Source organism: Oricola sp., from assembly GCF_022763245.1.
GTDB lineage: Bacteria > Pseudomonadota > Alphaproteobacteria > Rhizobiales > Rhizobiaceae > Oricola.
On record NZ_JALEGV010000042.1, the window covers coordinates 51,740 to 77,625 of the forward strand.

Genomic DNA, 25,886 nt, shown 5'->3' on the forward strand with positions numbered 1-25,886 from the left:
CGCAGGAAGCCACCGAATGACCCTCTACATCAACACGCCCTATGACGAACTCGCAGTCGGCATGCAGGCGGAAATCAAGCGCCTCTGCCGGGCGGAGGATTTCTTCGTCTTCGCCAACTCGTCGGGCAACCATAATCCGGTGCACCTGCCGCACGAGGACCATGACGGCGACGGCCTCGACGACGAGCCGATGGCTCCGTCCATGTGGGTGGCGTCGCTGTTCTCGGCCGTGCTCGGCAACATGCTGCCCGGACCGGGCTCGCTCTACAGGCAGCAGACCCTGCGCTTCCTCGGCCGCGCCAAGGCCGGCGACGAACTGACCGTCAAGGTGCACCTGACCGAACTCAAGCCGGACCGGATCGCCTGTTTCGACACCTGGGTCGAGGGCCCCGACGGCAACCGCATCGTCGAGGGCGAGGCCGAGGTGATCGCGCCGGCAAAGACGGTCATGTTCAACGACGAGGACCTGCCGGGCCTGACCGTGCGCCGCCACGTGCATTTCGACCACCTCTTGGGCCTGGCCGAACCTCTGGACCCGATCCCCACCGCGGTCGTCGCGCCGGAGGAGGAACAGGCGCTCGGCGGCGCGGTCCTCGCGGCCCAGCACACGCTGATCCGCCCGATCCTGATCGGCGACCGCGAGAAGATCGCCGACATCGCGCGGTCCATCGGCGCCGACCTCACCGGGATCGAACTCATCGACGAGCCGGACCATGACGCGGCCGCGGCGATGGGCGTCCAGCTCATCCACGAGGGACGCGCCAAGGCGCTGATGAAGGGCCACCTTCACACCAACGTGCTGCTCCGCCACGTCGTCAAGCGCACCGGCGGCCTGCGCACCACGCGCCGCCTGAGCCATGTCTTCGTCATGGACACGCCCGGCCTCGACCATCTGCTCCTCGTCACCGACGCGGCGATCAACATCGCGCCGACGCTGGAGGAGAAGGTCGACATCACCCAGAACGCGATCGACCTCGCATTGGCGCTCGGCATCGAGGAACCGAAGGTCGGCGTTCTCTCGGCGGTCGAAACGGTCAACCCGGCCATCCCCTCGACGCTCGATGCGGCCGTCCTGTCCAAGATGGCCGAGCGCGGCCAGATCAAGGGCGGCATCGTCGACGGGCCTCTCGCCATGGACAATGCGGTCGATGTCGAGGCGGCGAAGACCAAGGGCATCCACTCGCTGGTCGCCGGCCATGCCGACATCCTCGTCGTGCCGAACATGGAAGCCGGCAACATGCTGGCCAAGGAACTGACCTTCGTCGCCCACGCCGAAGCCGGCGGCCTGGTCATGGGCGCGCTCTGCCCGATCATCCTGACCAGCCGCGCCGACGACGACAAGGCGCGCCTCGCCTCCTGCGCGATCGCCGCCCTCTATCACGAATGGAGAAAGCGGCCATGACGTCCGGCGTGATCCTCACCCTCAACGCCGGCTCCTCCTCCATCAAGTTCTCCCTCTACGCCGCCGGCGACGAGCCGGAAGAGCAGTTGCGCGGCGAAGTGGAGGATATCGGCGACGCTCAGGCCTATCTGATCATCGAGCCGGATCACGGCAACAAGACGCGCATCGCGATCGGCCCCGCCGACCACGCGGCAGCGCTGGCCGCGATCCTGGACCATGCCGGCGACGCGCTCGGCGGACGCCCTGTCGCCGGCATCGGCCACCGGGTCGTCCATGGCGGCACGGACTATGCCGCGCCGGTGCGCCTCGACGACGCGACGATCGACTATCTGACGACGCTGGAGCCGCTGGCGCCGCTGCACCAGCCGCACAATCTCGCCGCCGTGCGCGCCGCCCGCGCCGCCTTTCCCGACGCCATTCAGGTCGCCTGCTTCGACACGGCCTTCCACCGGGCCCACCCCTGGGTGAACGACACCTTCGCCCTGCCACGCGAATGGTATGATCGCGGCGTGCGGCGCTACGGGTTCCACGGCCTCTCCTACGAATTCATCTCCGGCGAACTCGCACGCATCGCGCCGGACCTGCGCCATGGCCGCGTCGTGATCGCCCATCTCGGCAATGGTGCGTCGATGTGCGCGGTGCGCGACGGCAGAAGCGTCGCCTCGACCATGGGCTTCACCGCGCTGGACGGCCTGCCGATGGGCACGCGCAGCGGCCAGCTCGATCCCGGCGTCCTGCTCTACATGATGGACCACGAGAAGATGACGTCGGCCGAGATCGCCAATCTCCTCTACAAGCAAAGCGGGCTGAAGGGGCTGTCCGGCATATCGAACGACATGCGCGAACTGGAAGCCTCCGACAGGCCGGAGGCCGCCGAGGCGATCGAGTATTTCGTGTTCCGCATCCGCCGCGAACTGGGCGCGCTCGCCGCCGTCCTCGGCGGCCTCGACGGGCTCGTCTTCACCGGCGGAATCGGCGAGCACTCGGCCCATATCCGCCGCAAGGTCTGCGAAGGCATGGAATGGCTGGGCATCGAGATCGACGACGCCGGCAATGCCGGCAACGCGACCGATCTCGGCACGGCCGCCACCCGCGTGATGGTGATCCCGACGGACGAGGAACGCGTGATCGCGAGGGCTGTGAACGCCGCGTTGAACGGCTAGACTGCCCGGATGGCCAAATACGAACTGACCGCGTCGTCGATCATTCACCTGACGCACACGCTCTACCGCATCCGGGCACTCGCCGATTTCGGCAGCGTCCGCATAGGCCAGCTCGGCGGCTTCGTCCACTCGACGGACAACCTCGCCCAGGACGGCGAAGCGTGGATCGCCGACGACGCGAAGGTCTTCATGGACGCCCGGATATCGGACAACGCCCGGATCTCCGGCGACGCGCAGGTCCATGGCGAAGCCGCGATCCGCGGCAACGCCATGATCGCGGACGACGCACGGGTGTCCGGCAACGCGGTCGTCGATCGCAAGGCCCGCATTCTCGGACAGGCGGAGGTGACCGGCCACGCCAGGGTCCGTGGCGACGTCGAAATCTCCGGCAAGGCCAGCGTCTCCGGCCAGGCGCATGTCACGGACAACGCTTGCGTGACGGACGACGCCCGCCTCTACGAGCATGGCTGGGCCTTCGGCGATTGCCGCATTTCCGGAAGCGCCCGCATCCACGGCCACGCGAAGATTTCCGGCAGCGCCCGGATTTCCGGCAACGCAGACATCCATGGCGATGCCGCCGTCTATGGCGACGCCCGGGCCGACAGCTCCGCCCGCATCTTCGGCCATGCCGCGATCTTCGGCGACGCGCGTGTCGGCAAGCCGCTCGTCACGGCGACCCGCAGCGACGGCGAGACATTCTCCCTGGTCGCGACGCCCCGGGGCCCGCGCGTCATCGCCGCCTATGAGTATCTCGATTTCGCCGCGGCCCGGGACCACTGGACCGCCTCCGACGAAGACGCCGCCGTGATCGCGGAGAGCCTCGCGATCATCGACCACTTCGCCCGCATCGCCCCGATCACGGGACTGGACCGCCCCATGCCGGACTGATTGCGGACCTCAAGCGTTCGCGGCCAGAAGCGCCGCGTTGCCGCCCGCCGCCGTCGTGTCGATGCAAACATGGCGCTCCAGGATCAGCCGATCGGCCGGATCGGCCTCCATGATCAGCGGAATGATCGGCCCCTGCCTCCTGGCGAGCGCGACACGCGCCGCGCGCAGGTCGGCCTCGTCGCTCCACAGCATCACCGCATCGAAGCCCTCGAGCGTCGCCAGCGCGTCGCGTTCGAGGAAGAAGGGAATGGCGTCGCTGCCGCTCGCCTCCGGCGCGACGATCAGCGGCGCGCAGCCGGCCGCCCTGGCCAGCCGCGCCTGTTCGTCGGCCTGCGCGGCGTCCGGCCCGAGGCAAAGCACGACGCCGCGGCCGAAGGCCGAGAGCCGGTTCGATTCCCCCGTGACACCCGGCATCGCCGTCGTCGCCTGAACCGCAGCGCGGGCGAAACGCAACGGGTCGAGCCGCGCCTGAACCGCCGTCAAATCGGCCCCGATCGCCTCCTGCGGGGTCCCGCTCCTTGTTTCGGCGCGCATGAAGCGGGAGAGATAATGCGGCCCGCCGGCCTTCGGGCCCGTCCCGGACAGCCCCTCTCCCCCAAACGGCTGCGACGCGACGACCGCGCCGATCTGGTTGCGGTTGATGTAGACATTGCCGACCCGGATCCGCGACGTGATCTGCTCGACCCGATCGTCGATGCGGCTGTGCAGGCCGAAGGTGAGCCCGTATCCCGACGCGTTGATGTCGGCGACCACGCGGCCGATTTTCGAGGCCTTGAAGGTCGCCACATGCAGCACCGGGCCGAAGATCTCGCGCTCCAGGTCGCCGATGCCCTTGACGCGGATCACGGTCGGCGCGACGAACGTGCCTTCACCCGGCACGTCAAGTTCCTTGATCAAGCGATTCTGCGCGCGTGCCTTTTCGACATGATCGGCAATGGTCCGACGCGCATCCTCGTCGATGACAGGCCCGATGTCGGTCGCCAGATCCCAGGGGTTGCCGGCACGCAACGCGTCCATCGCTCCGGAGAGCATTTCGAGAATGCCGTCAGCCACGTCTTCCTGCACGTAGAGCACGCGCAACGCCGAGCATCGCTGCCCGGCCGACTGGAAGGCCGACGACACGATGTCCCGCACCGCCTGTTCCGGCAGCGCGGTGGAATCGACGATCATCGCGTTCAATCCGCCGGTCTCGGCGATCAGCGGCGCGTCGGGCGCGAGGGTCTGCGCCATCGCCTGGTTGATCGCCTGCGCGGTTTCGGTCGAGCCCGTGAAGCAGACCCCGTCGATGCGCGGATCGGATGTCAGTGCCGCGCCCACCGTCGCGCCGTCGCCGGGCAGCAATTGCAGGACATTGCGAGGCACGCCGGCCTCATGCATCAGCCGGACCGCCAGCGCGGCGATCAGCGGCGTCTGCTCGGCGGGTTTGGCCAGCACGCCGTTGCCGGCGGCAAGCGCCGCGGCGAACTGGCCGGTGAAGATCGCCAGCGGAAAGTTCCATGGCGAGATACAGGCAAATCGCCCGCGCGGTCTGGTCTCGCCCGCCCGCTCGGCCTCGCCGGCATAGTAGCGCAGGAAGTCCGCGGCCTCGCGCAACTCGCCGACGGCGTCGAGCTGCGTCTTGCCCGCCTCGCGCGCCAGAATGGCGAAGATCGGGCCGAAATTCTCCTCATAGAGATCGGCGGCATGGCGCAGGATGCGCGCGCGCTCTTCTGTCGGGCAATCCGCCCAGTCCTGCGCCGCGTCGAGCGCCGTGCGCACGTCCTGCGGGCTCGCCTCGACGACCGTTCCGACGATGTCCGACGGGTCGGCCGGGTTGACCACCGGCCTCGCCTTGCCCTTGCCCCGCCCGCCCGCAAGCATGGGTGCGGCTTCGAACGCCTCTGCGCGCAGCGGCGATCGCGCCGCTTCGATGCGCTCCAGATCGTCCCGGCTGCGCAGGTCGAAGCCCTTCGAATTGCCGCGCAGCGGAAGAAACACCTCGGCCGGCTTGCGGATGCGCGGATTGGCGCCCGGCTCGGCTTCCCATTCGGAGACGGGATCGGCGACGATATCGCCGACAGGCACGGACGTGTCGACGATCTGGTTGACGAAGGAGGAGTTCGCGCCGTTTTCCAGCAGGCGGCGCACCAGATAGGCGAGCAGGTCCCGATGCGCGCCGACCGGCGCATAGATTCGGCACCGCGTTCCCTCGCCCTCCAGCACCAGCCGATGCAACGCCTCGCCCATGCCGTGCAGGCGCTGGAACTCGAACGTGTCGCGATTGTCCGCCATTTCCAGGATCGAGGCCACGCTGTGCGCATTGTGCGTGGCGAATTGCGGATAGATCCGGTCGGTCAGGCCGAGCAGCTTCTTTGCGCACGCGATGTAGGAGACGTCGCTCGCCGTCTTGCGGGTGAAGACGGGAAAATCCTCTACACCGTCGATCTGCGCCCGCTTGATCTCCGTGTCCCAATAGGCGCCCTTGACGAGCCGGACCATGATGCGCCGGTCATGCTTCTCGGCCAGGGCGTGCAGCCAGTCGATCACCGGCGCCGCCCGCTTGCCATAGGCCTGCACGACGACACCGAAACCGTCCCAGCCCGCAAGACGCGGGTCCGCCAGCACCGCCTCGATCACGTCGAGCGAAAGATCGAGCCGATCCGCCTCCTCCGCGTCGATGTTGAAGCCCATGCGTGCCTCGGCCGCCATCGCCGCGAGTTCGGCGACGCGCGGCACGAGTTCGGCCATCACGCGGTCATGTTGCGCCACCTCGTAGCGCGGATGCAGCGCCGACAGCTTGACCGAGATGCCGGGGTTGCAGCGGATGTCGTCGAAGCGGCACCGCGCCGCGATCGCCTTGATCGCCGCGGCATAGGCGTCGAAATACGCCTTGGCGTCGTCGCCGGTCAGCGCCGCCTCGCCCAGCATGTCGTAGGAATAGCTGTAGCCCTTCGCCTCCATCGCCGCGCCGCGCTGCATCGCCGCCTGGATGGTCTCGCCCAGCACGAACTGGCTGCCCAGTTCCTTCATCGCCTGGCGCACGGCCGTGCGGATCACCGGTTCGCCCAGCCGCTTGACGGCGCCCCGCAAGACGCCCGCCACGCCGCGCGAGCGGTCGGCGTCGAGCACCTTGCCCGTCAGCATCAGCGCCCAGGTCGAGGCATTGACCAGCGAGGAGTTGGAATGGCCGAGATGCCGGCCCCATTGCGACGGCGCGATCTTGTCCTCGATCAGCTCGTCGATCGTGTCCGCGTCCGGCACCCGCAGCAGCGCCTCCGCCAGGCACATCAGCGCAACGCCCTCCTCGGTCGACAGGCCGTATTCGGCGAGGAACACCTCCATCAGCCCGGGACGCTTGTCGGCACGGATCGCCTTCACCAACGCCGCCGCCCTCGCAACGGCCCGCTCACGCGTCGCGTCGTCGAGGCTCGCGCCCGCTATCAGATCCCTGACGATACCCGCTTCATCGGCGCGATGCGCCGCGCGCATGGCGGAACGGGCAGAAACAAGAGCATCCATTGGGCGATCTCCATCGACGGACAGTCCATGGCTCATGATAGCATTGACCGAGAAGGCGGTTTTCCCTACCTCGGCAGATTGAAGGGAAGGTTTCCCGCATTTTCGACCAATACAGGGCAGATCAATGGAATCGAAAGCCGACAGCGAAACACTCGACCGCCACGACCGGCGGATGATCGCGATCCTGGAGACCGAGGGTCGGCTGCCGGTCACGGAGCTCGCCCGCCGCGTCGGCCTGTCCAAGAGCCCCTGCCAGGTCCGGCTGAAGCGCCTTGTCGAGGACGGCTACATACTCGGCTTCCGCGCCGTGCTGGACATGGCCAAGATCGGCCGCGAGCATGTCGCCTTCACCGAGGTCAAACTCTCCGACACCACGGAAAAGGCGCTGGCCGCCTTCAACGCGGCGGTCAAGCGGATCGCGGAAGTGGAGCAGTGCCACATGATCGCCGGTCCGTTCGACTTCCTCCTGAAGGTGCGCACCCGCGACATCGCTGCCTATCGGCGCGTCCTCGGCGAGTCGATTTCCGCCCTGCCCCACGTCGCCAACACCTCCACCTACGTGTCGATGCAAGCCGTCAAGGACGGGCCTCTGGACGCCCTTGATTGAGTGACCACGCGCCTGCGATAGAGGGAGCCGGACGGCAGGGGGAATCATGCGCACACAGGTTTGCATCATCGGCGGCGGCCCGGCCGGGCTCTTTCTCTCGCATGTTCTGCATGAAGCCGGGATCGCGTCCATCGTCATCGAGAGGCAGACCAAGGCGCATGTCCTCGGCCGCATCCGCGCCGGCGTGCTGGAGGCGGGCACGGTCGAGTTGCTGCGCCGATACGGGCTGGCCGAGCGGATGGATCGCGACGGCATGCCCAAGGACGGCACGCGCATCTTCTGGGAAGGCAAGGACGACTTCTTCATCGACGTCATCCGCTGGACCGGTCGCCAGATGATGGTCTGGGGCCAGACGCAGATCACCGAGGACCTCTACGCCGCACGCGAGCGCGATGGCGCCGCCATGCTCTTCGAGGTCGAGAACGTCGCATTGCACGACGTCGAGGCGTCTCCCTTCGTCACCTTCGAACAAGATGGCGAAACGAAGCGCATCGATTGCGACTTCATCGCCGGCTGCGACGGCTTCCACGGCCCGAGCCGCATGGCGATACCGGCCGACATCCGCCGTGAATATGAGCGCGTCTACCCGTTCGGCTGGCTCGGCATCATGGTCGAGCGCCCGCCCATGAAGGAACTGGCCTACGCCTACCACTCCGAGGGCTTCGCGATGGCCTCGCGCCGCAATCCGATGCTCAGCCGCTACTATGTGCAGGTGCCCGCCACGGACCGCGTCGAGGACTGGTCGGACGACCGGTTCTGGGAAGCGCTCCACCGCAGGCTGCCCGAACACGTCCATGGCGAGATCGAGACCGGCCCGTCGATCGAGAAATCGATCGCGCCGCTGCGCTCCTTCGTCGCCGAGCCGATGCGATGGGGAAAGCTGTTCCTCGCCGGCGACGCCGCCCATATCGTGCCGCCGACGGGCGCCAAGGGCCTCAACCTGGCCTTTTCGGACGTGTTCTACCTCAGCCGCGCGCTGATCACCCATTATGCCGAGGGCAGCGATCACTATCTCGACAGCTATTCGGCGATGGCGTTGCGCCGGGTGTGGGCGGCCGAGAACATCTCCTGGCGCATGACCAGGCTGCTGCATGTCTTTCCGGGCGAGGATCCCTTCGACCAGAAGATCCGCCAGAACGATTTCGACCTGCTGGTCGGGTCGCAAGACGTCCAGCGGGCGTTCGCCTTCGAATATATGGGCTTGCCCTTCGAGGACTGAGGAACGCCCGGCGCTAGGCCCGCAACGCGGCGCCGGGTTTCTCGATCGCGCCGAAATGGTCGCGCAGAAGCGCAAGAAATGCCTGTCCCGCCGCTTCGATCCGGCCGGAATTGTCGATTTCGACGACTTGGGCGCAGTGCGGCAACGGTTCGTCGCTTCGCGCCAGCCGCCGCTCGATCTCGGCGGCCGTCTCGCGCCCGCGTCCCGCAAGCCTCTCGGCCAGGACGTGCCGGTCGACCGTCAGCCTGACGACGAGCAGGTCGCCGAAAACCCGCTCGATCTCGCCCAACGCGCGGCGCGACCCGTTGGCGATCGCGATGCCGCCGTTTTCGACATGATGCAATGCGGCCGCGGGAATGCCGTAGCGCAGCCCGTGCGCCTCCCAGCAGACGGCGAAGCGCCCGGCTTCTTCTTCATTTGCAAAGGCCTCGCGGTCGAGCGTGGCATGATCCTCGGTCGACCCGTCGGCGTCGCGCGTCACCGTCCGGCGCACGAACATCACGCCGGGCTGCCCCGCGAGCCGGGGCTTCAGCCATTCGATCAGCGTGTCCTTGCCCGAGCCGCTCGGCCCGACCACGGCGATGAAACAGCCCCGACGCGCCTGCATCACGGATCAGGCCACGCGATGGCCGGCGCGCCAGACGCCGCGCACCACGGGCACGTGCTCCGGATGCTCGGGATCGTGATGGACGCGCACGAGATCGGCCCGCTTGCCGACCGCGATTTCGCCGCGATCGGCCAGGCCCACCGTTTCCGCGGGCGTCTTCGTGACCATGCGCATCGCCTGCGGCAGAGACATCGTGTCGATGTCGCGCGCGATGACGAACACCGAGTGCAGCAGGCTGAACGGGATGTAGTCCGACGACAGAACGTCGAGAATGCCGAGCCGGGCCAGATCGATCGCCGCGACATTGCCGGAATGCGACCCGCCGCGCACGATGTTCGGCGCCCCCATCAAGACGCTCATGCCCGCTTCGTGCGACGCCTTGGCGGCCTCGATCGAGGTCGGAAATTCGGCGAGCTTGACGCCCAGCCGGATCGCGTCGTCGACATGCTCCAGCGTCGCGTCGTCATGGGAAGCGATCGTGATGCCCATGTCGTGGCAATGTTCGGCGATCTCGGCGCGGTGCTTGTCGGAATAGCGCGCCGACTCGTCCTGCCGCCGCTTCACGAACTCGTCGAACTCGGCATCGGTCAGACCGCGCTTCTTCTTGTAGTAGAGGATGTATTTGTCCATCGTCTGGAACTGCCGCTGGCCCGGCGCGTGGTCCATCAGCGAGGCGATGCCGACAAGGCCCTCGTCGCGGAACTCTTCCAGCTCCTCGATCACGTTGTGCGCCGACACTTCGCAGCGCAGGTGGATGCGGTGTTCGGCGCGCAGGCGGCCCTTCGCCTGCGCCGCCTTGAGCGCGTCGGCCAGGCCGCGCATCTCGCCCGGCCCGTAGCCATTGTCCTCGTCGCTGCCCATGCGGAAACAGTCGAACACGGTGGTGATGCCGGATGTCGCGATCTGCGCGTCATAGGCCTGCACCGACGCCATCAGGCTCCACACCACGCCCGGGCGCGGGCTGTAATGGGTCTCCAGATGGTCCGTGTGCAGTTCGACCAGTCCGGGCGTCAGGTAGTCGCCCTCCATGTCATGCGCCGGCACGGCGGTGTGGCCGGCCTGCACGTCGGCGATCAATCCGTCGCGCACGAGGACGGCGCCCTCGACGACCTCGTCGGCGAGAACGACGCGGGCGTTGGAAAACACGTCCTCCCGCCCGGACGTGGCAAAGGCTGAGGCTGCCCGTATCTCGTTCATGAAAAAGGCTTTCTGCTTGTATTGATATTACCGGCCGGCCGCCGGCTCCACCAGCCGGCTGCGAAGCGCATTCGAAATATTGTCGAAAACAAAGACGACAATGAGGATGAGAATCACCATGTAGGCGACGTTTTCCCAGTCCGCATTGGTGCGCATTGCTTCCCAGAGTTTCAAGCCGATGCCGCCCGCACCGACGGCGCCGATGATGGTCGCGGAGCGGGTGTTCGACTCCCAGAAATAGAGCGCCTGCGAGATGAAGACCGGCAGAACCTGCGGCACCACGCCGAAGCGCTGAACCGCCATCGGCGACGCGCCGACCGATCGCACGCCCTCGCGCTGCTTGTCATCCACATTCTCCAGCGCCTCGGCATAGAGCTTTCCGAACGTGCCGGTGTCGGTGAAGAAGATCGCCGAAATGCCGGCCAGCGGCCCCGGACCGAAGGCCCGCGTGAAGAACAGCGCCCAGATCAGCATGTCGACGGAGCGCTGGAAATCGAACCAGCGCTTCAGCACCTGGTTCAGGAACGGATTGGGCGTGATGTTGCGCGCCGCAAGGAACGACAGCGGAAAGGCGATCATCACGGCAAACAGCGTGCCGACGAAGGCCATGACGATCGTCTGCAACAGCTTGATCCAGACATCGCCATGCTGCCACTCGGCGTTGTTGACGATGTTGTCCCACATGACTGCGAGGTTCGACCGATCGGGATCGATCCGCTCGCCGGAAAAGGCGAGCGCCATGACCTCCCCGAAGGACTTGCCCCAATAGGGAGACATCGTGTCGAACCAGAAATTCTCCCAGCCGAGGAACCGGCGCCAGACCTTCACCTCGTACCAGCGCACCTCGGCGCGGCCGGCAAAGCCGAAATCGAGCAGGACCTTTTCGCCGTGCGCCTTCTGCGCGACCCAGCCGGGCAGCGCGCCGACCGGGGTCACCGTCTCGTTTTCCCGGTCGATCGTCAGGACGAGCGCTTCGCTTCCGCGGGTCACCCGAATCTCGTCGGCGGTGACATCGACCTTCGCCGTCGAGGAAATCTCCACGGTCGCCTCGGCGATCCCTTCACGGGTCTCGGTAACAGTGGTCGTTTCCGTGTTCGCGTCCGCGCTGCCGCCCATGCTCGACGCGTCCGAACTCGGCGACATGAAACTGTTCATGAGACCGCTGCCGCCGGTGTTGGTGGCGTCCGATGTCGGCGACATGAAGCTGCCGCCGACCCCTGCCCCTCCGGTGCTCGCCGGCTTGGAGTCGGTGTTGTCGGCCCCTTCGACCGAGACCGTCACAAGGCCGCGTTCCGTCGTGATCCACGACGGATCGGGATTTTCGCCGAGCGGCGAGAAGCGCGGATAGGTGATCTCGATGTCGCCGGTCTTGTATTCGACGTCCGGGCGGACCTCGTAGGACACCCAGTCGGCCAGATAGGCGCCGGCGATGTTCCAGTTGCCGTTCGAAATGACCGAGCCGATGGAGAAGAACCACCACGCATAGACGGTGTAGAGCGCCAGTACGACGATGGCGATCGGATAGGCGAAGCGCTTCAGGAACGGTTGGCGGAAGGCGTCCGGGTGGCGTCGTTCGATGTCGTCGATCTGTTCTGCTGTCAGCGTGGCCATGGTCAGCGTCCGAATTCGAAGGCCTGCTTGCCGACGAGCTTCTTGCGCAGCCAGGCCGAGAGCTGGTCGACGCAGATGATCGTCACGAACAGGAGAAGGATGATGGCGAGCGTCTTGGCCTCGTGGCCGCGGCTGATCGAGAGCCGCAGCGCCTCGCCGATGCCGCCTGCCCCGACCGCGCCCAGGATGGTGGACGCCCGGACGTTGATCTCCAGGCGCAGCAGGAAATAGCTGATGAAGTTCGGCATGACCTGCGGAACGATGCCGAACCACACGCGCTCCAGCCAGTTGGCGCCGACCGCGCGCAGGCCCTCGTCGGGCTTCATGTCGGCGTTCTCGACGACCTCGAAGAACATCTTGCCGAGCGCCCCGATCGAATGGATCGACACCGCGATCATCGCCGGGATCGGTCCGAGCGAGAAGATCGCCAGGAAGAAGCCGGCGATGACGATTTCGGGAAAGGCGCGCAGGATTTCCATGAAGCGCCGAACCGCAAAGCGCAGCCAGCGCGACGCGGTCAGGTTCTTCGCCGCCACGAAGCACAGCAAGAAGCCGAAGGTGAAGCCGATGAAGGTCGCGAGCAGCGCGATGTTCAGCGTCTCCAGCATCTTGTAGAAATATTCCGGCACGTAGAGCGTGTCGGTCAGATAGACCCGTCCGACCGGATAATTGTATTGCAGGCTGCCCGTGTCATAGGGGCTCGGCAGGTCGAACAGCGCCCGCCAGACCTCCCAGCCGTCGCGCGGGATGAGATCGCCGACGAAATCGAAGAAATGCGGCAGGCGGTCGAGAAACTTGCCCGCATTGGTCTCGTTGGCGAACCACAGCGAGGCGACCAGCGCCAGCGCCAGGGCGACGACCCCGCCGATCGTGTAGAGCCGGCGCGTGCCGTTCAGTTCGCGCCAGTGCCGTTCGACGTCGTAGCGCCCGTCTTCGGTCACATAGGCTTCATGCGCGGATAGGTCTGTGACGGCCATCGATCTGATCTCGAAGAGGTGTAGAGACGCCGCGGCCCGAAGGCCGCGGCGCAGAGAAAGGTCTCGGACCTTACGAGCCGATCTTCGCCTTGCGAGCGGCGACGATGGTCTCGTAGAAGGAATGGTCGACGTCCACGAAGCCCTTGTAGTCGCCGCCCTGGATGGCGGAGAAGCAGTCCGGATCGGACGCCGGCAGGGCCTTCATGAAGGACACGAACTTGGCGCGAACGTCCTGGTCCAGCTTGTTGGAGACGACGATCGGGCCGTTCGGGATCAGCGGAGACTTCCAGACTTCGACGACTTCATCCATGTCGAGAAGGCCCTTGTCGACCATCTTGCGGATGTTGCCCGAGGTGTAACCGTCGGCATATGCGCCAACGCCGGAAGACCAGGTGACGGCGCCGTCGAAATTGCCCTTCAGCATTTCGAGAACGACGTTCTCATGACCGCCGCCGAAACCCGTTTCACCGAAATAGTCCTCGACCTTGGCGCCGAGCTGCGCCGGCAGGGCGACCGACGGCACGAGGTAGCCGGAGGTGGAATCCGGATCGGCGAAGCCCAGCTTCTTGCCCTTCATGTCTTCCAGCGACGTGATGCCGGAATCCTTGCGGGAGAGCATGATGGAGTAATAGCCGGTCGCGCCGTCGGTCTGGACGGTGGTCAGAACCGGGTCAACGGCTTCGGGATCGGTCAGGTAGACCTTGGCGTAGCCGGAGGCGCCGAGCTCGGCATAGTCGAGCGTGCCGCCGAGCAGGCCCTGGATCGTGCCGTCATAGTCGGCCGCCGGGAACAGCTTGACTTCCTTGACGCCGATGGCTTCCGGAAGCTGGTCGACCATGCACTGGAAGTTGCGCAGACGGTCGGCTTCGTTTTCGCCACCGAGAATGCCGATGCGGAACACGTCCTGGGCCTGGGCGGAAACCGAGCCGGCTGCGATGGCGGCAACGGCGGCGGTTGCGAGAAGGAGTTTCTTGAACATTGCGTCTCTCCGTTTTGGGGGCGGTTCCCCGATGGGTGGTCGTTGGGAAACTTCATCCACGCAACGCGACCGACATCGCGCGGAATTCCTGATGCGAGGTCAGCTCCGCGCGGCGGCGACTTCGGGCTCGTGGCGCGGCTCCACCTTCTCGCGGCCAGCGCCGAAGCTGGTCGAGGTGACGGCCTCCGAGAACGCCTCTTCCAAGGCGTCGGCGCCATAGATGCGGCGCGCGGCCGCTTCGGTGAGGTCGTCCGGCGTGCCGTCGAACACCACCTCGCCGCCCGACATGCCGATGATGCGCTCGCAATAGACGCGCGCGGTGTCGAGCGTGTGCAGGTTGGTGATGACGGTGATGCCGTCTTTCCGGTTGATGTCCTTCAGCGACTGCATGACGACCTGCGCGTTGCGCGGATCGAGCGAGGCGATCGGCTCGTCGGCGAGGATCACCTTCGGCTCCTGCATCAGCGCGCGCGCGATCGCCACGCGCTGCTGCTGGCCGCCCGACAGCGTGCCGGCCCGCTGCAGCGCCGTCTTGGCGATGTCGAGCCGCTCCAGGGCAGCGACCGCCATGGCGCGTTCCTCGCGGGTGAACATGTTGAGAAGGCTCGACACGGTGGAGCGATGGTTCAGCCGTCCGAGCAGCACGTTGGTCAGGACGTCGAGGCGCGGCACCAGGTTGAACTGCTGGAAGATCATCGCGCAATCGCGCTGCCAGTCCCGCAGGGCCTGTCCGCCGAGCGACGAGACTTCCCTCGCATGGAAATCGATCCGCCCCTCGGAGGGATCGATCAGCCGGTTGATCATGCGCAGCAGCGTGGATTTGCCGGCGCCCGAAGCGCCGATGACGCCGACCATCTGACCCGTGGGAATCGTCAGATCGACAGACTTGACCGCCACATTGGAACCAAAGCGACGGCTCACATTCCGGATTACGAGCATCAAGCACCCCGGTTTCTCTTAAGTCAGAGCGGGGTCTATGCGGCTTCGATAACCGGAAAATGTCAGTTGCATATCAGTTCGGTGACACCTTCCGTAACGTTGTGGACGAGCCGTCGGCTGCCCTTTTTCCCGGCATTCCGGGCATTTCGCGGGCACGCCTGAGCGGCCCGGCGACCCCATGTCACCGAACTGTCAACAATGGCGGGGCGATGCACCGCCGGACCGTCACAAAGATGTCAGGCGGATTCGTGTTTTTCGAGGAAGGCGGCGATGTCGAGGCCGCGAAAATCGTCCAGCGCGGCGCGCAGGCGGGCATGGTCCCAGTCCCACCAGGCCAGCGCCTGCAGCCTCTCGGCGATCTCCGCCGGGAACCGCTCGCGGATCGGTTTGGCCGGCACGCCGCCGACGATCGTGTAGGGCGCGACGTCCCTGGAGACGACGGCGCCCGCGCCCACGACCGCCCCGTCACCGACGGTCACGCCCGGCAGGACGGTCGAGCCATGGCCGAACCAGGTGTCATGGCCGACCGTGACCATGTTCTCGCGACGCCACTCGAAGAACGTCTCCTCGTTGGAGGCGTCGTCCCAGTAGTCGCCCGCGCGATAGGTGAAATGATGCAGCGTTGGCCGCCAGGTCGGGTGATTGGTGGCGTTGAAGCGGACGTTGGAGGCGATGTTGGCGAACTTGCCGATCCGCGCGCACCAGGCACTGCCGTCCTGCATCATGTAGGAATAGTCGCCGAGCACGGTCTCGTGCACGCGGCAGCGCTCCGAGATCTCCGTGTAGCGTCCGAGCGTGGAGTTGGAGACCTCGGCCGTCGGATGAACGAGCGGCTCCTCGGAGAGCTTGGTCACGCCGCCTGCTCCGCCGCGAACCGGGTCACGTCGATCACAGCGTCGGCCACCTCGTCGCGCACGTCCTGGTCATGGAAGATGCCGAGCAGCGCGACGCCGGCCGCCTTTTTCTCGGCGATCATGTCGATGACCACCTGGCGGTTGCGTGCATCCAGCGAGGCGGTCGGCTCGTCGAGCAGCAACACGGGATGCTCGGTGATGAAGCCGCGCGCGATGTTGACGCGCTGCTGCTCGCCGCCGGAAAAGGTCGCCGGCGGCAGCGCCCACAGCGTCTCCGGCAAATTCAGCCGCGAGAACAGCGCTGCCGCCTTTTCCCTCGCTTCTTCCGGCGGGGTCCCGTGTTGGACGAGCGGTTCGGCGGCGACGTCGAGCGCGGAGACGCGCGGCACGACCCGCAGGAACTGGCTGACATAGCCGATCGTGTCGCGCCGGATCGCGATCACCATGCGCGGATCGGCCTTGACCAGATCGACATAGGCGCCGCCGTGGCAGACGAGGATCTGCCCGTTCTCGACGCCGTAATTGCCGTAGAGCATCTTCAGGATCGTGCTCTTGCCCGCCCCGGACGGCCCGCCGAGCACGGCGCATTCGCCCGCCTTCAGCGCGAAATCCACATGCGCGACGACCGGAATGACGATTCCGCCGCGCAGATGCATGGTGAAGCTCTTGGCGACATCGGAGACGACGATGGGCGTGGGCATGGTCACACCTGCAGGATCGAGGAAACGAGAAGCTGGGTATAGGGCGCGCGCGGATCGTCGAGCACGCGGTCGGTCAGACCGGTCTCGATCACCTCGCCGTCCTTCATCACCATCATCCGGTGCGACAGCAGGCGCGCCACGGCGAGATCATGCGTCACCACCACGACGGCGAGACCGAGATCGTTGACGAGGCCGCGCAGCAGATCGAGCAGCCGCGCCTGCACCGAGACGTCGAGACCGCCGGTCGGTTCGTCCATGAAGACGAGGCGCGGGCCGGTGACGAGGTTGCGCGCGATCTGCAATCGCTGGCGCATGCCGCCAGAAAAGGAGCGCGGTTGATCGTCGATCCGGTCGACGCCGATCTCGACACGGCCCAGCCAGTCCGTCGCCGTCTCGCGGATCTGGCCGTAATGGCGCTCGCCGACGGCCATCAGCCGCTCGCCGACATTCGCGCCGGCCGAAACGCTCATACGCAGCCCGTCGGCCGGGTTCTGGTGCACGAAGCCCCAGTCGGTGCGCATCAGGAACCGCCGCTCCGCCTCGCCCATGCGGTAGAGGTCGCGGAACTGGCCGTCGCGCATGCGATAGCTGACCGTGCCGGCCGTCGGCAGCAGCCGCGTCGAAATGCAGTTCAACAGCGTCGTCTTGCCCGACCCGGATTCGCCGACGACCGCCAGCACCTCGCCCGGCCACAATTCGAAGCTGACATCCCGGCAGCCAATGCGATTGCCGTAGAATTTCGACACGCCCGAGACGCGCAGAAGCGGTTGATCTGTCATGGCCTGCACCCCGGCATGAAATCGGTGTTGTGAGCTGTGCTGGTGATCCTGCCGTGAATGAGATCGAGAAACGCTTCGCCGATTTCGATGAATCGCGAGGTTTTCACGGGCACCGACCAGCCGTGGACCCCCAGGAGATTCTGTGTCTCGACGCTGATCTCCGCACCCAACGCCCGCATGCATGTCATGACCCGCCGGATCGCATCGCAGAGCTCATCCTCCGCAACGTCATTGCCGGCGATGGTTTCGAGATCCACGCTTACCAGACCGTTCAGCTCAATCTGCGATTGATACATCCACTCGTTCCGAAGCCTGGTCAGCGGATCGTCGCCATTGGCTCCGCATCGAATCTGGACGGCGACCAGTCGCAGCCACATGCACAGAAGGCCGTCCCGCATCCAGAAACCCTTTTCATCGATTCCGACGAACGACGTTCCCACTGGTTCAATTCCCGTCTGTCTGTCTGCAGCTTGAGACCATCATTCCGCGGCCTCCATCGCCTCGCCGGACAGATGGCCGCGATGGCCCTCCGCTCGGCGCTTTTCGCAATAATCGGTGTCGGAACAGACGAACATCCGCCCGCCCCGGTCGTCGAGGATCACCTCGTCGAGATAGACGCCATGCGCCCCGCAAAGCGCACAGGGTTCCTCGAAACTCTGGATCTCGAAGGGGTAGTCCTCGAAGTCGAGGCTGACGACCTGCGTGTGCGGCGGAACGGCGTAGATGCGCTTCTCGCGCCCCGCGCCGAAGAGCTGCAGCGCGTCCGACATGTGCATCTTCGGATTGTCGAATTTCGGCGTCGGCGACGGGTCCATCACATAGCGGTCCTCCACCTTCACCGGATAGGCGTAGGTCGTCGCGATATGGCCGTTCCTGGCGATGTCCTCGTAGAGCTTCACATGCATCAGCCCGTATTCGGCGAGCGCATGCATCTTGCGCGTCTCGGTCTCGCGCGGCTCGAGGAAGCGCAGCGGCTCCGGGATCGGCACCTGGTAGACGAGCACCTGACCCTCGGCGAGCTTTTCCTCGGGAATGCGGTGGCGCGTCTGGATGATCGTCGCCTTGCCCGTCTCCGTCGTGGTCTCCACATCGGCGACCTTGGCGAAGAAGGCGCGGATGGAGACCGCGTTGGTCGTGTCGTCGGCACCCTGGTCGATCACCTTGAGCGTGTCGTCCGGCCCGATGATCGACGCCGTCACCTGCACGCCGCCGGTGCCCCAGCCGTAGGGCATGGGCATCTCGCGGCTGGCGAACGGAACCTGATAGCCCGGAATGGCGATCCCCTTCAGGATCGCGCGGCGGATCATCCGCTTGGTCTGCTCGTCCAGATAGGCGAAATTGTAGGTCGCCAGCCCGTCATCGGTTCCGATCGTCATGCCGCCGCCTCCGCGCCGATCCGCTCATAGGCGGCGAGCCGCTGTTCCAGCGTCCCGGAGTGAATTTCGAAGAGGTGATTGTCCTCGTCGTGGAAATAGATGGACCGCCCCTCGCCCTCGACACGGGGCCGTGGTGGCTTCACGTCGAGACCGAGCGAGCGGATGCGCTCCAGGCAGGGCTCGATCTCGTCGTCTGCGACCTTGAAGGCGACGTGGTTGTAGCTGCGCTCCGGCAGGCTCTCGCCCTCCATCACCGCGATCCACAATCCGCCCGCAACGAAGAATTTCTCGCGCGAGACGGAGAAGGTGCGCTCGCCGCTCGCGTAGACCTCGCGCGCGCCGATCACGGTGGAGAGGATCTCGCCCATGCGGTCGATGTCCCCGCAAATGAACGTCATGTGCGACAGGCCTTCGATCATTCCGCCGCCTCCGGCATGCTGTCCTCGCCGTCCCGGCGCCTTGCATGTTCGCCGCGCATCCGGCGCACCAGGTCCAGCTCGGCCTGGAAGTCGACGTAATGCGGCAGTTTCAGGTGCTCGACGAAGCCGGTCGCCTGGACGTTGTCGGAATGCGAAATGACGAATTCCTCGTCCTGCGCCGGCGCGACCTTGTCCTCGCCCAGTTCGTCGGCGCGCAGCGCCCGATCGCAGAGCGCCATCGCCATGGCCTTCCTCTCCGACTGTCCGAAGACGAGGCCGTAGCCCCGCGTGAATTGCGGCGGCGCCTTGGCCGAGCCCTTGAACTGGTTCACCATCTGGCACTCGGTCACGCGAATGCGGCCGAGCGTGACCGCAAACCCCAGTTCCGGCACATCGAGCTTCACCTCGACTTCGCCGATGCGGATTTCGCCGACAAAGGGATGCGAACGCCCGAAGCCGCGCTGGGTCGAATAGCCGAGCGCCAGCAGGAAGCCTTCGTCGCCGCGCGACAGCGCCTGCAGGCGCGTGTCCCGGTCCATCGGGAACTCCATCGGCGTGCGTGTCAGGTCGCCGATTTCCTCGCCCGCGACATCGCCGTCGGCCTCGATCAGGTCCTCCTGGGCGAGGATGTCGGAAACGCGCATCACCGGCGTGTCGTCGCCTTCGCGCCGGTCGCCTTCCTCCACCGCCTCGTCGCGCGCCAGCGACGGGTCGAGCAGACGGTGCGTATAATCGAAGGTCGGCCCCAGCATCTGCCCGCCGGGCAGGTCCTTGTAGGTCGCCGAAATGCGGCGCTCGATCTGCATGCTGCCGGTGTCGATCGGCTGCGAATAGCCAAACCGCGGCAGCGTCGTGCGATAGGCACGCAACAGGAAGATCGCCTCGATCAGGTCTCCCCGCGCCTGCTTGATCGCGAGGGCCGCGAGTTCGCGGTCATAGACCGAGCCCTCGGCCATCACCCGGTCGCAGGCGAGCGCCAGTTGCTCCGCGATCTGCTCCAGCGTCAGAGACGGCACCGACCGGTCGCCGCGCCGGCGGTCGGCCAGCAGCTTGTGCGCGTTGCGAATGGCGGCCTCGCCGCCCTTGACCGCGACATACATGGCTCAGACCTCCCCTTCGACGATCCGCGTCGTGCGCGGCAGGCAGGCCACCGCATCGGGCGCAGCCAGGATGATGTCGAGACCGCGCGGATAGAGCCCGTTGATCTCGCGCCACTGCAGGTCGAAATGGCCGGGCATGGGCCGCGGCGCGATCGTCTGCGTGCCCTTGATGCCCGGCCCCGCGAGCGTCAGGTTCGGACCGCCGGTCAGCGCGTCCACCTGCAGGACGAGCGTGGTCGAGCGATCCGGATATTCCTGCGTCCCGAGCGCGAAGCCTGTAAGGGGCGGCACCGCGCCCGCATCGACCATCAGCGCGAAGGCCGCCTCCGAGGCGAATTCCGCCATCGGCGCGCCCGTGTGAAAGGAGAGCCAGCCGCGCACCGCGTCGTTGCGGGCAAGCGCCGGCCCGAGCCAGACCGGCGTGTCGGCGTCGGCCAGTGTCAGCATCACCGCGGCAGCCGTCGCGTTGAGCGGCGGCGGCGGGTTGGTGCCGGCATCGATCGGCTGCACGGTGCCGGGCCGCGCCATGGCGTCCATCACCGCGCGGAAAACCGCCTGGGAAGCGAAGACCGGTTCGGCGAAGCCGCCTTCGACAATGCTGCCGCCTGTCTGCATCAATCCTCTCCGCGAACCATGGTGAAGAAATCGACCTTCGTCGCTGCGGTCTCCTCGCGGCGAAGCGCGTCACGATCGGCCTGGGACTTGAGCAGCGGGCGAATGATGCCGGCGTCGATTTTCGACTCCATTTCAGCGTCTTGCGCCAAGGCGTCGAGAATCGCGATGAGCTTGGCCTTGCGGCGGTCACGGCCGAGCGCGACCGAATGGCCGACCGCGCCGCTTTCCAGCCGCACCGTGGCGCGCGTGACCGTCGCCTCGCCGAAATTGAAGGGCGCGCCGCCGCCGCCGATGCGGCCGCGCAACGCGATCAGCCCGATCTCGGGCCCGCGCACCATCTCGCAGGCCGGGTCGATCCCGAGTCCTTCCCACAGGTGCAGCAGCTCCGCGCCGTCGGCGGAGGCGAGCGTCGAGAGACGCGCCTGCCGCGCATCGCGCACCTTTGTGTCCGTTGTGGCATCCATCAGCAAGGTCCGAGGTAAATTTGTCTATTGTTATAGACAACTGAACATATTATGTGTCTAGCCCTGTGCAATGACAAGAGTGTGACATTCGGCCGAGGGGGCTAGATTTGACGGGTGCCGTGCTTGAACGAAAATCCGGCGTCGCGCTGTGGCGCCAGATCGCGGACCTGATCCGCTCCGACATCGCCAGCGGCGTCGCCGGCCAGGACGGGCGCCTGCCGCCGGAAATGCAGCTGGCCAAGCGCTATGGCGTCAACCGCCACACCGTGCGCGCGGCCATCGGCGCGCTCGAGCAGGAAGGCGTGCTGCGGTCGGAACAGGGTCGCGGCACCTTCGTGCGCCGCCGCAAGCGCCTCACCTATCCGATCCGCAAGCGCACACGTTTTTCTGCCGGCCTCGGCAGCCAGGCCGCCTCCACGCGCACCCGCCTGCTTGAGAGCGGGCCGGAAGCCGCGCCGGAACCCGTCGCAGAGGCGCTCGGTCTTGCGGCAGGAAGCCAGGTCATCCGGCTGGAAACGGTAAGCGAGGCAGACGGCGTCCCGGTCTCGCGCGCCACCTCCTGGTTCGACGCGCAGCGCTTCGCCGGCATCGACCGCGCATTCGAGGAGCACGCCTCGATCACAAGGGCGCTGGCGAGTTGCGGCGTGGAGGACTATGTGCGCGCGTCGACGATCATCGAGGCGCGGCACGCTTCGGCCGAGGACATCGAGTTGCTGCGGCTGTCGGCCGGCGCGATCGTGCTCGTCACCCGTGCCGTCAACACGGCCGCCGAGGGGCGGCCGATCCAGTATTCAGAGACCCGTTTCGCCGCCGACCGCGTCGAACTGCGCATCGAGAACGAGGACGCCTGAAGCGGGCCGCGATCCGCTTCAGGACGCGACTTCCTCCAGGCGCAGCAGCACCGCGCCGCCCTCCACCGTTTCCCCGCTCGAGCAGAAGATCGCTTCCACCCGCCCGGCGCGCGGCGCGGTCAGGCTCGTCTCCATCTTCATCGCTTCCATGACGACCAGCTTGTCGCCCTTCTCGACCGTGGCGCCCCTGCGCGCATGCACGGCGCGCACGATGCCCGTCATCGGCGCCAGGACGGCGTCGCCATGGTCGCCGTGATGCGCGGCGACGGCCATCGGATCGGGCATCAGCAAAACATGCGTCGCGGCGTCGATCATCACCGAGGCCGACTGACCGTCGACGCCCGCCCAGGTGACGACATCGGCGGCGATCCGCTCGCCCGTCTCGCCGATGCGCGCCGACATGTGGTGGCCGTCCCGCGCGATCTCGCGCAGGCGCAGCGGGCGTTCGCCGCCTTCCACGATGCAGGACCCGTCGCCCGGCAGAACCAGCCGCCGCTCCAGGGTCTCGCCGCCATGGACCAGCCGCACCCGCCGGCTCGCCTCGCCCCACAACCGCCAGCCCGCGTAGGGCGCCTCCAGATCGACGCCGACCAGGGCGGCAACCGCCAGCGCGACCACCTCTTCCGTCATCGGCAACGGCACGGTCAGCGCGGCGATCTCGCGGTCGATCAGGCCGGTATCCACCTCACCGCTGGCGAACCCCTCATGCGTGGCCAGCGCGGCGAGAAACGGCGCGTTGGTGACGGTGCCTGCGACATGCGTCGATCGCAGCGCCGAGGCGAGCGTCTCCAGCGCCTCCGACCGGTCCGCGCCATGGGCGATCAGCTTCGCGATCATCGGATCGTAGAACGGCGTGATCGCGTCGCCGGAGCGAACGCCGGCATCCACCCGCGCCTCGCCGCCGAAGGCGATGTGATGCAGCGTTCCGGTCGCCGGCAGGAAGCCTTTCGCGGGGTCCTCGGCATAGAGCCGCGCCTCGACCGCGTGGCCGTTCATCGTGATCTCGTCCTGCGTCAGCGGCAGCGGCTCGCCGGACGCGACGCGCAACTGCCACTCGACCAGGTCGAGCCCCGTGATCGCCTCGGTGACGGGATGCTCGACCTGAAGCCGCGTGTTCATCTCCATGAACCAGAAGCCGTCCGGGCTCAGCGGGCCGGACCCGTCGACGATGAACTCGACCGTGCCCGCGCCCGAATAGTCGATCGCCCTGGCAGCCTTCACGGCGGCCTCCGTCATCGCCGCGCGCACCTCGTCGCTCATGCCCGGCGCCGGCGCTTCCTCGATCACCTTCTGGTGCCGGCGCTGCAACGAGCAGTCGCGCTCGAACAGGTGAACGACATTGCCGTGATTGTCGCCGAACACCTGCACCTCGATATGGCGCGGCGCGGCGATGTATTTCTCCACCAGCACGTGATCGTCGCCGAAGGCCGAGCGCGCCTCGCTCTTGGCCGCCGCGAGCGCATCCTTGAAGCGCGCCGGATCGTCGACCTTGCGCATGCCCTTGCCGCCACCGCCGGAGCGCGCCTTGATCAGCACGGGGAACCCGATCTCGTTGGCCTTGGAGGCGAGCACGACGACCGCCTGCGCCTCGCCGTGATAGCCCGGCACCACCGGCACGCCGGCGCGTTCCATCAACTGCTTGGCCGCGTCCTTCAGCCCCATGGCGCGGATCGCGGACGCCGACGGGCCGACAAACGTCAGGCCGGCCGCTTCCACGGCCTCGACGAAGCCCGGGTTTTCCGACAGGAAGCCGTAGCCCGGATGCACGGCATCCGCGCCCGTCTTCAGCGCCGCCTCGACGATCCTGCCGGTGTTCAGATAGCTCTCGGCCGGCGTCGCCGGACCGATATGCACCGCCTCGTCGGCGAGCTCGACATGCAGCGCCCGCGCGTCGACGTCGGAATAGACGGCCACGGTCTTCACGCCCATGCGCCGCGCGGTGCGGATGATCCGGCAGGCGATTTCGCCGCGATTGGCGATCAGGAGCTTTGCGATCATGGTTCCTCTCCGAGCGCGGCGACAGCCTGGCGATGCAGTTCCGCCGATCTACTATTGAAACAGCACAGCGTCACGCATGCGATGCCGGGAAATTGTGGAAGCGCCTCGGCGACGGCGCGCACCGCGATCTGCACGGCCTGGTCCGCCGGATAGCCGTAGACGCCGGTCGAAATCGCCGGAAAAGCGATTGTGTTGCAGTCGTTTGCGGCGGCAAGTTGAATCGAATTGCGATAACAGGCGGCCAGCAAGTCGGCCTCTCCCTTGTCCCCGCCATGCCAGACCGGCCCGACCGTGTGGATCACGAAGCGGGCCGGCAGATCGTAACCGCCGGTGATCTTCGCCTGCCCGGTCTCGCAGCCGCCCAGCGTGCGGCATTCCGCCAGCAGGTCCGGTCCCGCCGCGCGATGGATCGCCCCGTCCACCCCGCCGCCGCCCAGCAGCGACCCATTCGCCGCATTGACGATGGCATCGACCGCAAGCGTCGTGATGTCGGCTTCGATGACGGTCAAGCGGTCTGTCAATACTCGTGCTCCACGCGACAGATCACGAAGTCGTCCGTCCTGCGCAGGACATCGAAGGCGTTCCTGTGCTTCAGCAATTCCAGCAACTCATCCATCGCGATGCCGTATTCCGTCTCACGCAATGCGGGACTGTCCGCGTCATGGAATCCGATGTCATAGTGCTTTGCGTAAAGCTCGTCGTCGAAGCCGTTCTCGCGGTCCATCCGGGCAAATCCCTGATAGGCCCAATCGCCTGTGCTCATGCGAAGCTTTTCCACGATCGCCGGCTGGTGATACCGGTTGGGATACCATTCCTGATAGGCCTTGAGGCACTGCTCAAAACTCTCCAACGTATTGAGACACAACAGGTCCGCATCGATGGCGAACGCGTAGAACCTCTCGTCGGGCGCGCCGAAGACGAGGGACTTGGAGATTTCGTGCTTACGCGTCTGCGCAGCAAAACCGCGAATCTCCGCGGCGGCGAAGTCGGCCAGTCTGGGAAGGTCGAAAGCCATGATCGAAGACCGCGCCCTCACATCCTGAACACGCCGAACTTGGTTTCCTCGACGGGCGCATTGAGCGCCGCCTTCAGGCTCAGCGCCACCACGTCGCGGGTCTTGCGCGGGTCGATGATGCCGTCGTCCCATAGCCGTGCAGAGGCGTAGAGCGGATGCGACTGGCGCTCGAACATGTCGAGCGTCGGCTGCTTGAACGCGGCCTCCTCCTCCGCCGACCACGTGCCGCCCTTCGCCTCTATGCCGGCGCGCTTGACGTTCGCCAGAACGCCCGCCGCCTGCGGGCCGCCCATCACCGAGATGCGCGCATTCGGCCACATCCACAGGAACCGCGGCGAATAGGCCCGCCCGCACATGCCGTAATTGCCCGCCCCGTAGGAGCCGCCGATGATCACCGTGACCTTCGGGACGGCAGCCGTCGAGACGGCGGCGACCAGCTTCGCCCCGTCGCGCGCGATGCCGCCCGCCTCGTATTTGGAGCCGACCATGAAGCCGGTGATGTTCTGCAGGAACAGAAGCGGGATCTTCCGCTGGCAGCACAATTCGATGAAATGCGCGCCCTTCAGCGAGCTTTCGGAGAACAGCACCCCGTTGTTGGCGAGGATGCCCACCGGCACGCCGTCGACA

The 25,886-nt window shown here is 66.5% G+C and carries 26 protein-coding genes; 6 read left to right on the forward strand and 20 right to left on the reverse strand.

The genetic code is table 11. The annotated features are described in order from the left end of the window. Nucleotides 1-16: 16 nt before the first annotated feature. The 3 genes from MRY80_RS25145 to MRY80_RS25155 are packed head-to-tail and all read left to right on the forward strand — an operon-like array spanning nucleotide 17 to nucleotide 3,453. Nucleotides 17-1,402, forward strand: coding sequence for a bifunctional enoyl-CoA hydratase/phosphate acetyltransferase (locus tag MRY80_RS25145; RefSeq protein ID WP_293294329.1), 1,386 nt, complete (start codon nucleotides 17-19; stop codon nucleotides 1,400-1,402). Further along, entirely contained in the window at nucleotides 1,399-2,565 is a 1,167-nt protein-coding gene (locus tag MRY80_RS25150; RefSeq protein ID WP_293294331.1) for an acetate/propionate family kinase, read from the forward strand. The genes MRY80_RS25145 and MRY80_RS25150 overlap by 4 nt, the downstream gene beginning before the upstream one ends. Before the next feature lie 9 nt (nucleotides 2,566-2,574). Beyond that, nucleotides 2,575-3,453: a hypothetical protein gene (locus tag MRY80_RS25155; protein WP_293294333.1), complete on the forward strand. Its 879-nt coding sequence runs from the start codon at nucleotides 2,575-2,577 to the stop codon at nucleotides 3,451-3,453. A gap of 9 nt (nucleotides 3,454-3,462) precedes the next feature. Here MRY80_RS25155 and putA read toward each other — a convergent pair whose 3' ends face one another. Continuing rightward, nucleotides 3,463-6,951, reverse strand: a complete 3,489-nt coding sequence (gene putA, locus MRY80_RS25160) for a bifunctional proline dehydrogenase/L-glutamate gamma-semialdehyde dehydrogenase PutA (RefSeq protein WP_293294335.1) — start codon at nucleotides 6,949-6,951, stop codon at nucleotides 3,463-3,465. Between the two features lie 124 nt (nucleotides 6,952-7,075). Between putA and MRY80_RS25165 the strand changes: the two genes are divergently transcribed. Together MRY80_RS25165 and pobA are read left to right on the forward strand one after the other, a co-directional pair. Next, a complete protein-coding gene (locus MRY80_RS25165; RefSeq protein WP_293294337.1) occupies nucleotides 7,076-7,558 on the forward strand; it encodes an Lrp/AsnC ligand binding domain-containing protein in 483 nt (160 codons plus the stop codon). Nucleotides 7,559-7,604: 46 nt separating this feature from the next. Further along, nucleotides 7,605-8,777 (forward strand): 4-hydroxybenzoate 3-monooxygenase, encoded by a 1,173-nt coding sequence (gene pobA / locus MRY80_RS25170; RefSeq protein WP_293294339.1) that lies wholly within the window; start codon nucleotides 7,605-7,607, stop codon nucleotides 8,775-8,777. Between the two features lie 13 nt (nucleotides 8,778-8,790). On the opposite strand, the gene phnN is transcribed toward pobA, so the two are convergent. The 15 genes from phnN to phnG form a co-directional block, all read right to left on the reverse strand. After that, nucleotides 8,791-9,384: a phosphonate metabolism protein/1,5-bisphosphokinase (PRPP-forming) PhnN gene (gene phnN / locus MRY80_RS25175; protein WP_293294341.1), complete on the reverse strand. Its 594-nt coding sequence runs from the start codon at nucleotides 9,382-9,384 to the stop codon at nucleotides 8,791-8,793. Between the two features lie 6 nt (nucleotides 9,385-9,390). Continuing rightward, nucleotides 9,391-10,581, reverse strand: coding sequence for an alpha-D-ribose 1-methylphosphonate 5-triphosphate diphosphatase (locus MRY80_RS25180; RefSeq protein WP_293294342.1), 1,191 nt, complete (start codon nucleotides 10,579-10,581; stop codon nucleotides 9,391-9,393). Nucleotides 10,582-10,608: 27 nt separating this feature from the next. Then, nucleotides 10,609-12,192 carry a phosphonate ABC transporter, permease protein PhnE gene (gene phnE, locus MRY80_RS25185; protein ID WP_293294343.1) on the reverse strand — a complete coding sequence of 528 codons (1,584 nt, stop codon included), beginning with the start codon at nucleotides 12,190-12,192 and terminating at the stop codon, nucleotides 10,609-10,611. Nucleotides 12,193-12,194: 2 nt separating this feature from the next. Then, entirely contained in the window at nucleotides 12,195-13,169 is a 975-nt protein-coding gene (gene phnE / locus MRY80_RS25190; protein WP_293294345.1) for a phosphonate ABC transporter, permease protein PhnE, read from the reverse strand. A 70-nt stretch (nucleotides 13,170-13,239) separates the two neighbouring features. Then, nucleotides 13,240-14,148, reverse strand: coding sequence for a phosphonate ABC transporter substrate-binding protein (phnD, locus tag MRY80_RS25195; RefSeq protein ID WP_293294347.1), 909 nt, complete (start codon nucleotides 14,146-14,148; stop codon nucleotides 13,240-13,242). Nucleotides 14,149-14,247: 99 nt separating this feature from the next. Continuing rightward, on the reverse strand, nucleotides 14,248-15,087 hold the full coding sequence (gene phnC / locus MRY80_RS25200) for a phosphonate ABC transporter ATP-binding protein (protein ID WP_293294349.1): 840 nt from the start codon (nucleotides 15,085-15,087) through the stop codon (nucleotides 14,248-14,250). Nucleotides 15,088-15,323: 236 nt separating this feature from the next. After that, nucleotides 15,324-15,941 (reverse strand): DapH/DapD/GlmU-related protein, encoded by a 618-nt coding sequence (locus tag MRY80_RS25205; RefSeq protein ID WP_293294351.1) that lies wholly within the window; start codon nucleotides 15,939-15,941, stop codon nucleotides 15,324-15,326. After that, a complete protein-coding gene (gene phnL, locus MRY80_RS25210; protein WP_293294353.1) occupies nucleotides 15,938-16,642 on the reverse strand; it encodes a phosphonate C-P lyase system protein PhnL in 705 nt (234 codons plus the stop codon). The genes MRY80_RS25205 and phnL overlap by 4 nt, the downstream gene beginning before the upstream one ends. 2 nt (nucleotides 16,643-16,644) lie before the next feature. Next, the gene (gene phnK, locus MRY80_RS25215; RefSeq protein WP_293294354.1) at nucleotides 16,645-17,421 is read right to left on the reverse strand and encodes a phosphonate C-P lyase system protein PhnK; all 777 of its coding nucleotides are present in this window, start codon (nucleotides 17,419-17,421) and stop codon (nucleotides 16,645-16,647) included. Further along, the gene (locus MRY80_RS25220; RefSeq protein ID WP_293294355.1) at nucleotides 17,418-17,861 is read right to left on the reverse strand and encodes a hypothetical protein; all 444 of its coding nucleotides are present in this window, start codon (nucleotides 17,859-17,861) and stop codon (nucleotides 17,418-17,420) included. Before MRY80_RS25220 ends, phnK begins: the two co-directional genes overlap by 4 nt. 39 nt (nucleotides 17,862-17,900) lie before the next feature. After that, nucleotides 17,901-18,797: an alpha-D-ribose 1-methylphosphonate 5-phosphate C-P-lyase PhnJ gene (locus tag MRY80_RS25225; RefSeq protein ID WP_293294356.1), complete on the reverse strand. Its 897-nt coding sequence runs from the start codon at nucleotides 18,795-18,797 to the stop codon at nucleotides 17,901-17,903. Then, entirely contained in the window at nucleotides 18,794-19,216 is a 423-nt protein-coding gene (gene fosX / locus MRY80_RS25230) for a FosX/FosE/FosI family fosfomycin resistance hydrolase (RefSeq protein ID WP_293294357.1), read from the reverse strand. The genes MRY80_RS25225 and fosX overlap by 4 nt, the downstream gene beginning before the upstream one ends. Next, the gene (locus tag MRY80_RS25235; protein WP_293294359.1) at nucleotides 19,213-20,316 is read right to left on the reverse strand and encodes a carbon-phosphorus lyase complex subunit PhnI; all 1,104 of its coding nucleotides are present in this window, start codon (nucleotides 20,314-20,316) and stop codon (nucleotides 19,213-19,215) included. The genes fosX and MRY80_RS25235 overlap by 4 nt, the downstream gene beginning before the upstream one ends. Nucleotides 20,317-20,319: 3 nt before the next feature. After that, on the reverse strand, nucleotides 20,320-20,931 hold the full coding sequence (gene phnH / locus MRY80_RS25240; RefSeq protein ID WP_293294360.1) for a phosphonate C-P lyase system protein PhnH: 612 nt from the start codon (nucleotides 20,929-20,931) through the stop codon (nucleotides 20,320-20,322). Further along, nucleotides 20,931-21,395, reverse strand: a complete 465-nt coding sequence (phnG, locus tag MRY80_RS25245; RefSeq protein WP_293294362.1) for a phosphonate C-P lyase system protein PhnG — start codon at nucleotides 21,393-21,395, stop codon at nucleotides 20,931-20,933. Before phnG ends, phnH begins: the two co-directional genes overlap by 1 nt. 119 nt (nucleotides 21,396-21,514) lie before the next feature. Between phnG and phnF the strand changes: the two genes are divergently transcribed. Further along, a complete protein-coding gene (gene phnF / locus MRY80_RS25250) occupies nucleotides 21,515-22,246 on the forward strand; it encodes a phosphonate metabolism transcriptional regulator PhnF (protein WP_293294364.1) in 732 nt (243 codons plus the stop codon). 18 nt (nucleotides 22,247-22,264) lie between these two features. Here the strand turns inward: phnF and MRY80_RS25255 are convergent, their stop codons facing one another. The 4 genes from MRY80_RS25255 to MRY80_RS25270 form a co-directional block, all read right to left on the reverse strand. Beyond that, the gene (locus tag MRY80_RS25255; RefSeq protein ID WP_293294366.1) at nucleotides 22,265-24,244 is read right to left on the reverse strand and encodes an acetyl/propionyl/methylcrotonyl-CoA carboxylase subunit alpha; all 1,980 of its coding nucleotides are present in this window, start codon (nucleotides 24,242-24,244) and stop codon (nucleotides 22,265-22,267) included. After that, complete coding sequence (locus tag MRY80_RS25260) at nucleotides 24,241-24,765, reverse strand: O-acetyl-ADP-ribose deacetylase (RefSeq protein ID WP_293294367.1); 525 nt, start codon at nucleotides 24,763-24,765, stop codon at nucleotides 24,241-24,243. Before MRY80_RS25260 ends, MRY80_RS25255 begins: the two co-directional genes overlap by 4 nt. Then, the gene (locus tag MRY80_RS25265) at nucleotides 24,762-25,259 is read right to left on the reverse strand and encodes a DUF4303 domain-containing protein (RefSeq protein ID WP_293294369.1); all 498 of its coding nucleotides are present in this window, start codon (nucleotides 25,257-25,259) and stop codon (nucleotides 24,762-24,764) included. Before MRY80_RS25265 ends, MRY80_RS25260 begins: the two co-directional genes overlap by 4 nt. A 17-nt stretch (nucleotides 25,260-25,276) precedes the next feature. Continuing rightward, on the reverse strand, nucleotides 25,277-25,886 hold a 610-nt coding region (locus tag MRY80_RS25270; RefSeq protein ID WP_293294370.1), incomplete at its 5' end, for a carboxyl transferase domain-containing protein.

Excerpts from the sequence above, each read along its gene's own strand:
- phnE (WP_293294343.1), bottom strand. The coding sequence starts at position 12,192 with ATGGCCACGCTGACAGCAGAACAGATCGACGACATCGAACGACGCCAC.
- phnK (WP_293294354.1), bottom strand. The coding sequence starts at position 17,421 with ATGACAGATCAACCGCTTCTGCGCGTCTCGGGCGTGTCGAAATTCTAC.
- MRY80_RS25150 (WP_293294331.1), top strand. The coding sequence starts at position 1,399 with ATGACGTCCGGCGTGATCCTCACCCTCAACGCCGGCTCCTCCTCCATC.
- fosX (WP_293294357.1), bottom strand. The coding sequence starts at position 19,216 with ATGATCGAAGGCCTGTCGCACATGACGTTCATTTGCGGGGACATCGAC.
- phnL (WP_293294353.1), bottom strand. The coding sequence starts at position 16,642 with ATGCCCACGCCCATCGTCGTCTCCGATGTCGCCAAGAGCTTCACCATG.
- phnD (WP_293294347.1), bottom strand. The coding sequence starts at position 14,148 with ATGTTCAAGAAACTCCTTCTCGCAACCGCCGCCGTTGCCGCCATCGCA.
- phnE (WP_293294345.1), bottom strand. The coding sequence starts at position 13,169 with ATGGCCGTCACAGACCTATCCGCGCATGAAGCCTATGTGACCGAAGAC.
- putA (WP_293294335.1), bottom strand. The coding sequence starts at position 6,951 with ATGGATGCTCTTGTTTCTGCCCGTTCCGCCATGCGCGCGGCGCATCGC.
- MRY80_RS25265 (WP_293294369.1), bottom strand. The coding sequence starts at position 25,259 with ATGGCTTTCGACCTTCCCAGACTGGCCGACTTCGCCGCCGCGGAGATT.
- phnN (WP_293294341.1), bottom strand. The coding sequence starts at position 9,384 with ATGCAGGCGCGTCGGGGCTGTTTCATCGCCGTGGTCGGGCCGAGCGGC.
- MRY80_RS25180 (WP_293294342.1), bottom strand. The coding sequence starts at position 10,581 with ATGAACGAGATACGGGCAGCCTCAGCCTTTGCCACGTCCGGGCGGGAG.
- MRY80_RS25255 (WP_293294366.1), bottom strand. The coding sequence starts at position 24,244 with ATGATCGCAAAGCTCCTGATCGCCAATCGCGGCGAAATCGCCTGCCGG.
- phnG (WP_293294362.1), bottom strand. The coding sequence starts at position 21,395 with ATGGATGCCACAACGGACACAAAGGTGCGCGATGCGCGGCAGGCGCGT.
- MRY80_RS25165 (WP_293294337.1), top strand. The coding sequence starts at position 7,076 with ATGGAATCGAAAGCCGACAGCGAAACACTCGACCGCCACGACCGGCGG.
- phnH (WP_293294360.1), bottom strand. The coding sequence starts at position 20,931 with ATGCAGACAGGCGGCAGCATTGTCGAAGGCGGCTTCGCCGAACCGGTC.
- MRY80_RS25225 (WP_293294356.1), bottom strand. The coding sequence starts at position 18,797 with ATGACGATCGGAACCGATGACGGGCTGGCGACCTACAATTTCGCCTAT.
- MRY80_RS25145 (WP_293294329.1), top strand. The coding sequence starts at position 17 with ATGACCCTCTACATCAACACGCCCTATGACGAACTCGCAGTCGGCATG.
- MRY80_RS25235 (WP_293294359.1), bottom strand. The coding sequence starts at position 20,316 with ATGTATGTCGCGGTCAAGGGCGGCGAGGCCGCCATTCGCAACGCGCAC.
- pobA (WP_293294339.1), top strand. The coding sequence starts at position 7,605 with ATGCGCACACAGGTTTGCATCATCGGCGGCGGCCCGGCCGGGCTCTTT.
- MRY80_RS25155 (WP_293294333.1), top strand. The coding sequence starts at position 2,575 with ATGGCCAAATACGAACTGACCGCGTCGTCGATCATTCACCTGACGCAC.
- phnC (WP_293294349.1), bottom strand. The coding sequence starts at position 15,087 with ATGCTCGTAATCCGGAATGTGAGCCGTCGCTTTGGTTCCAATGTGGCG.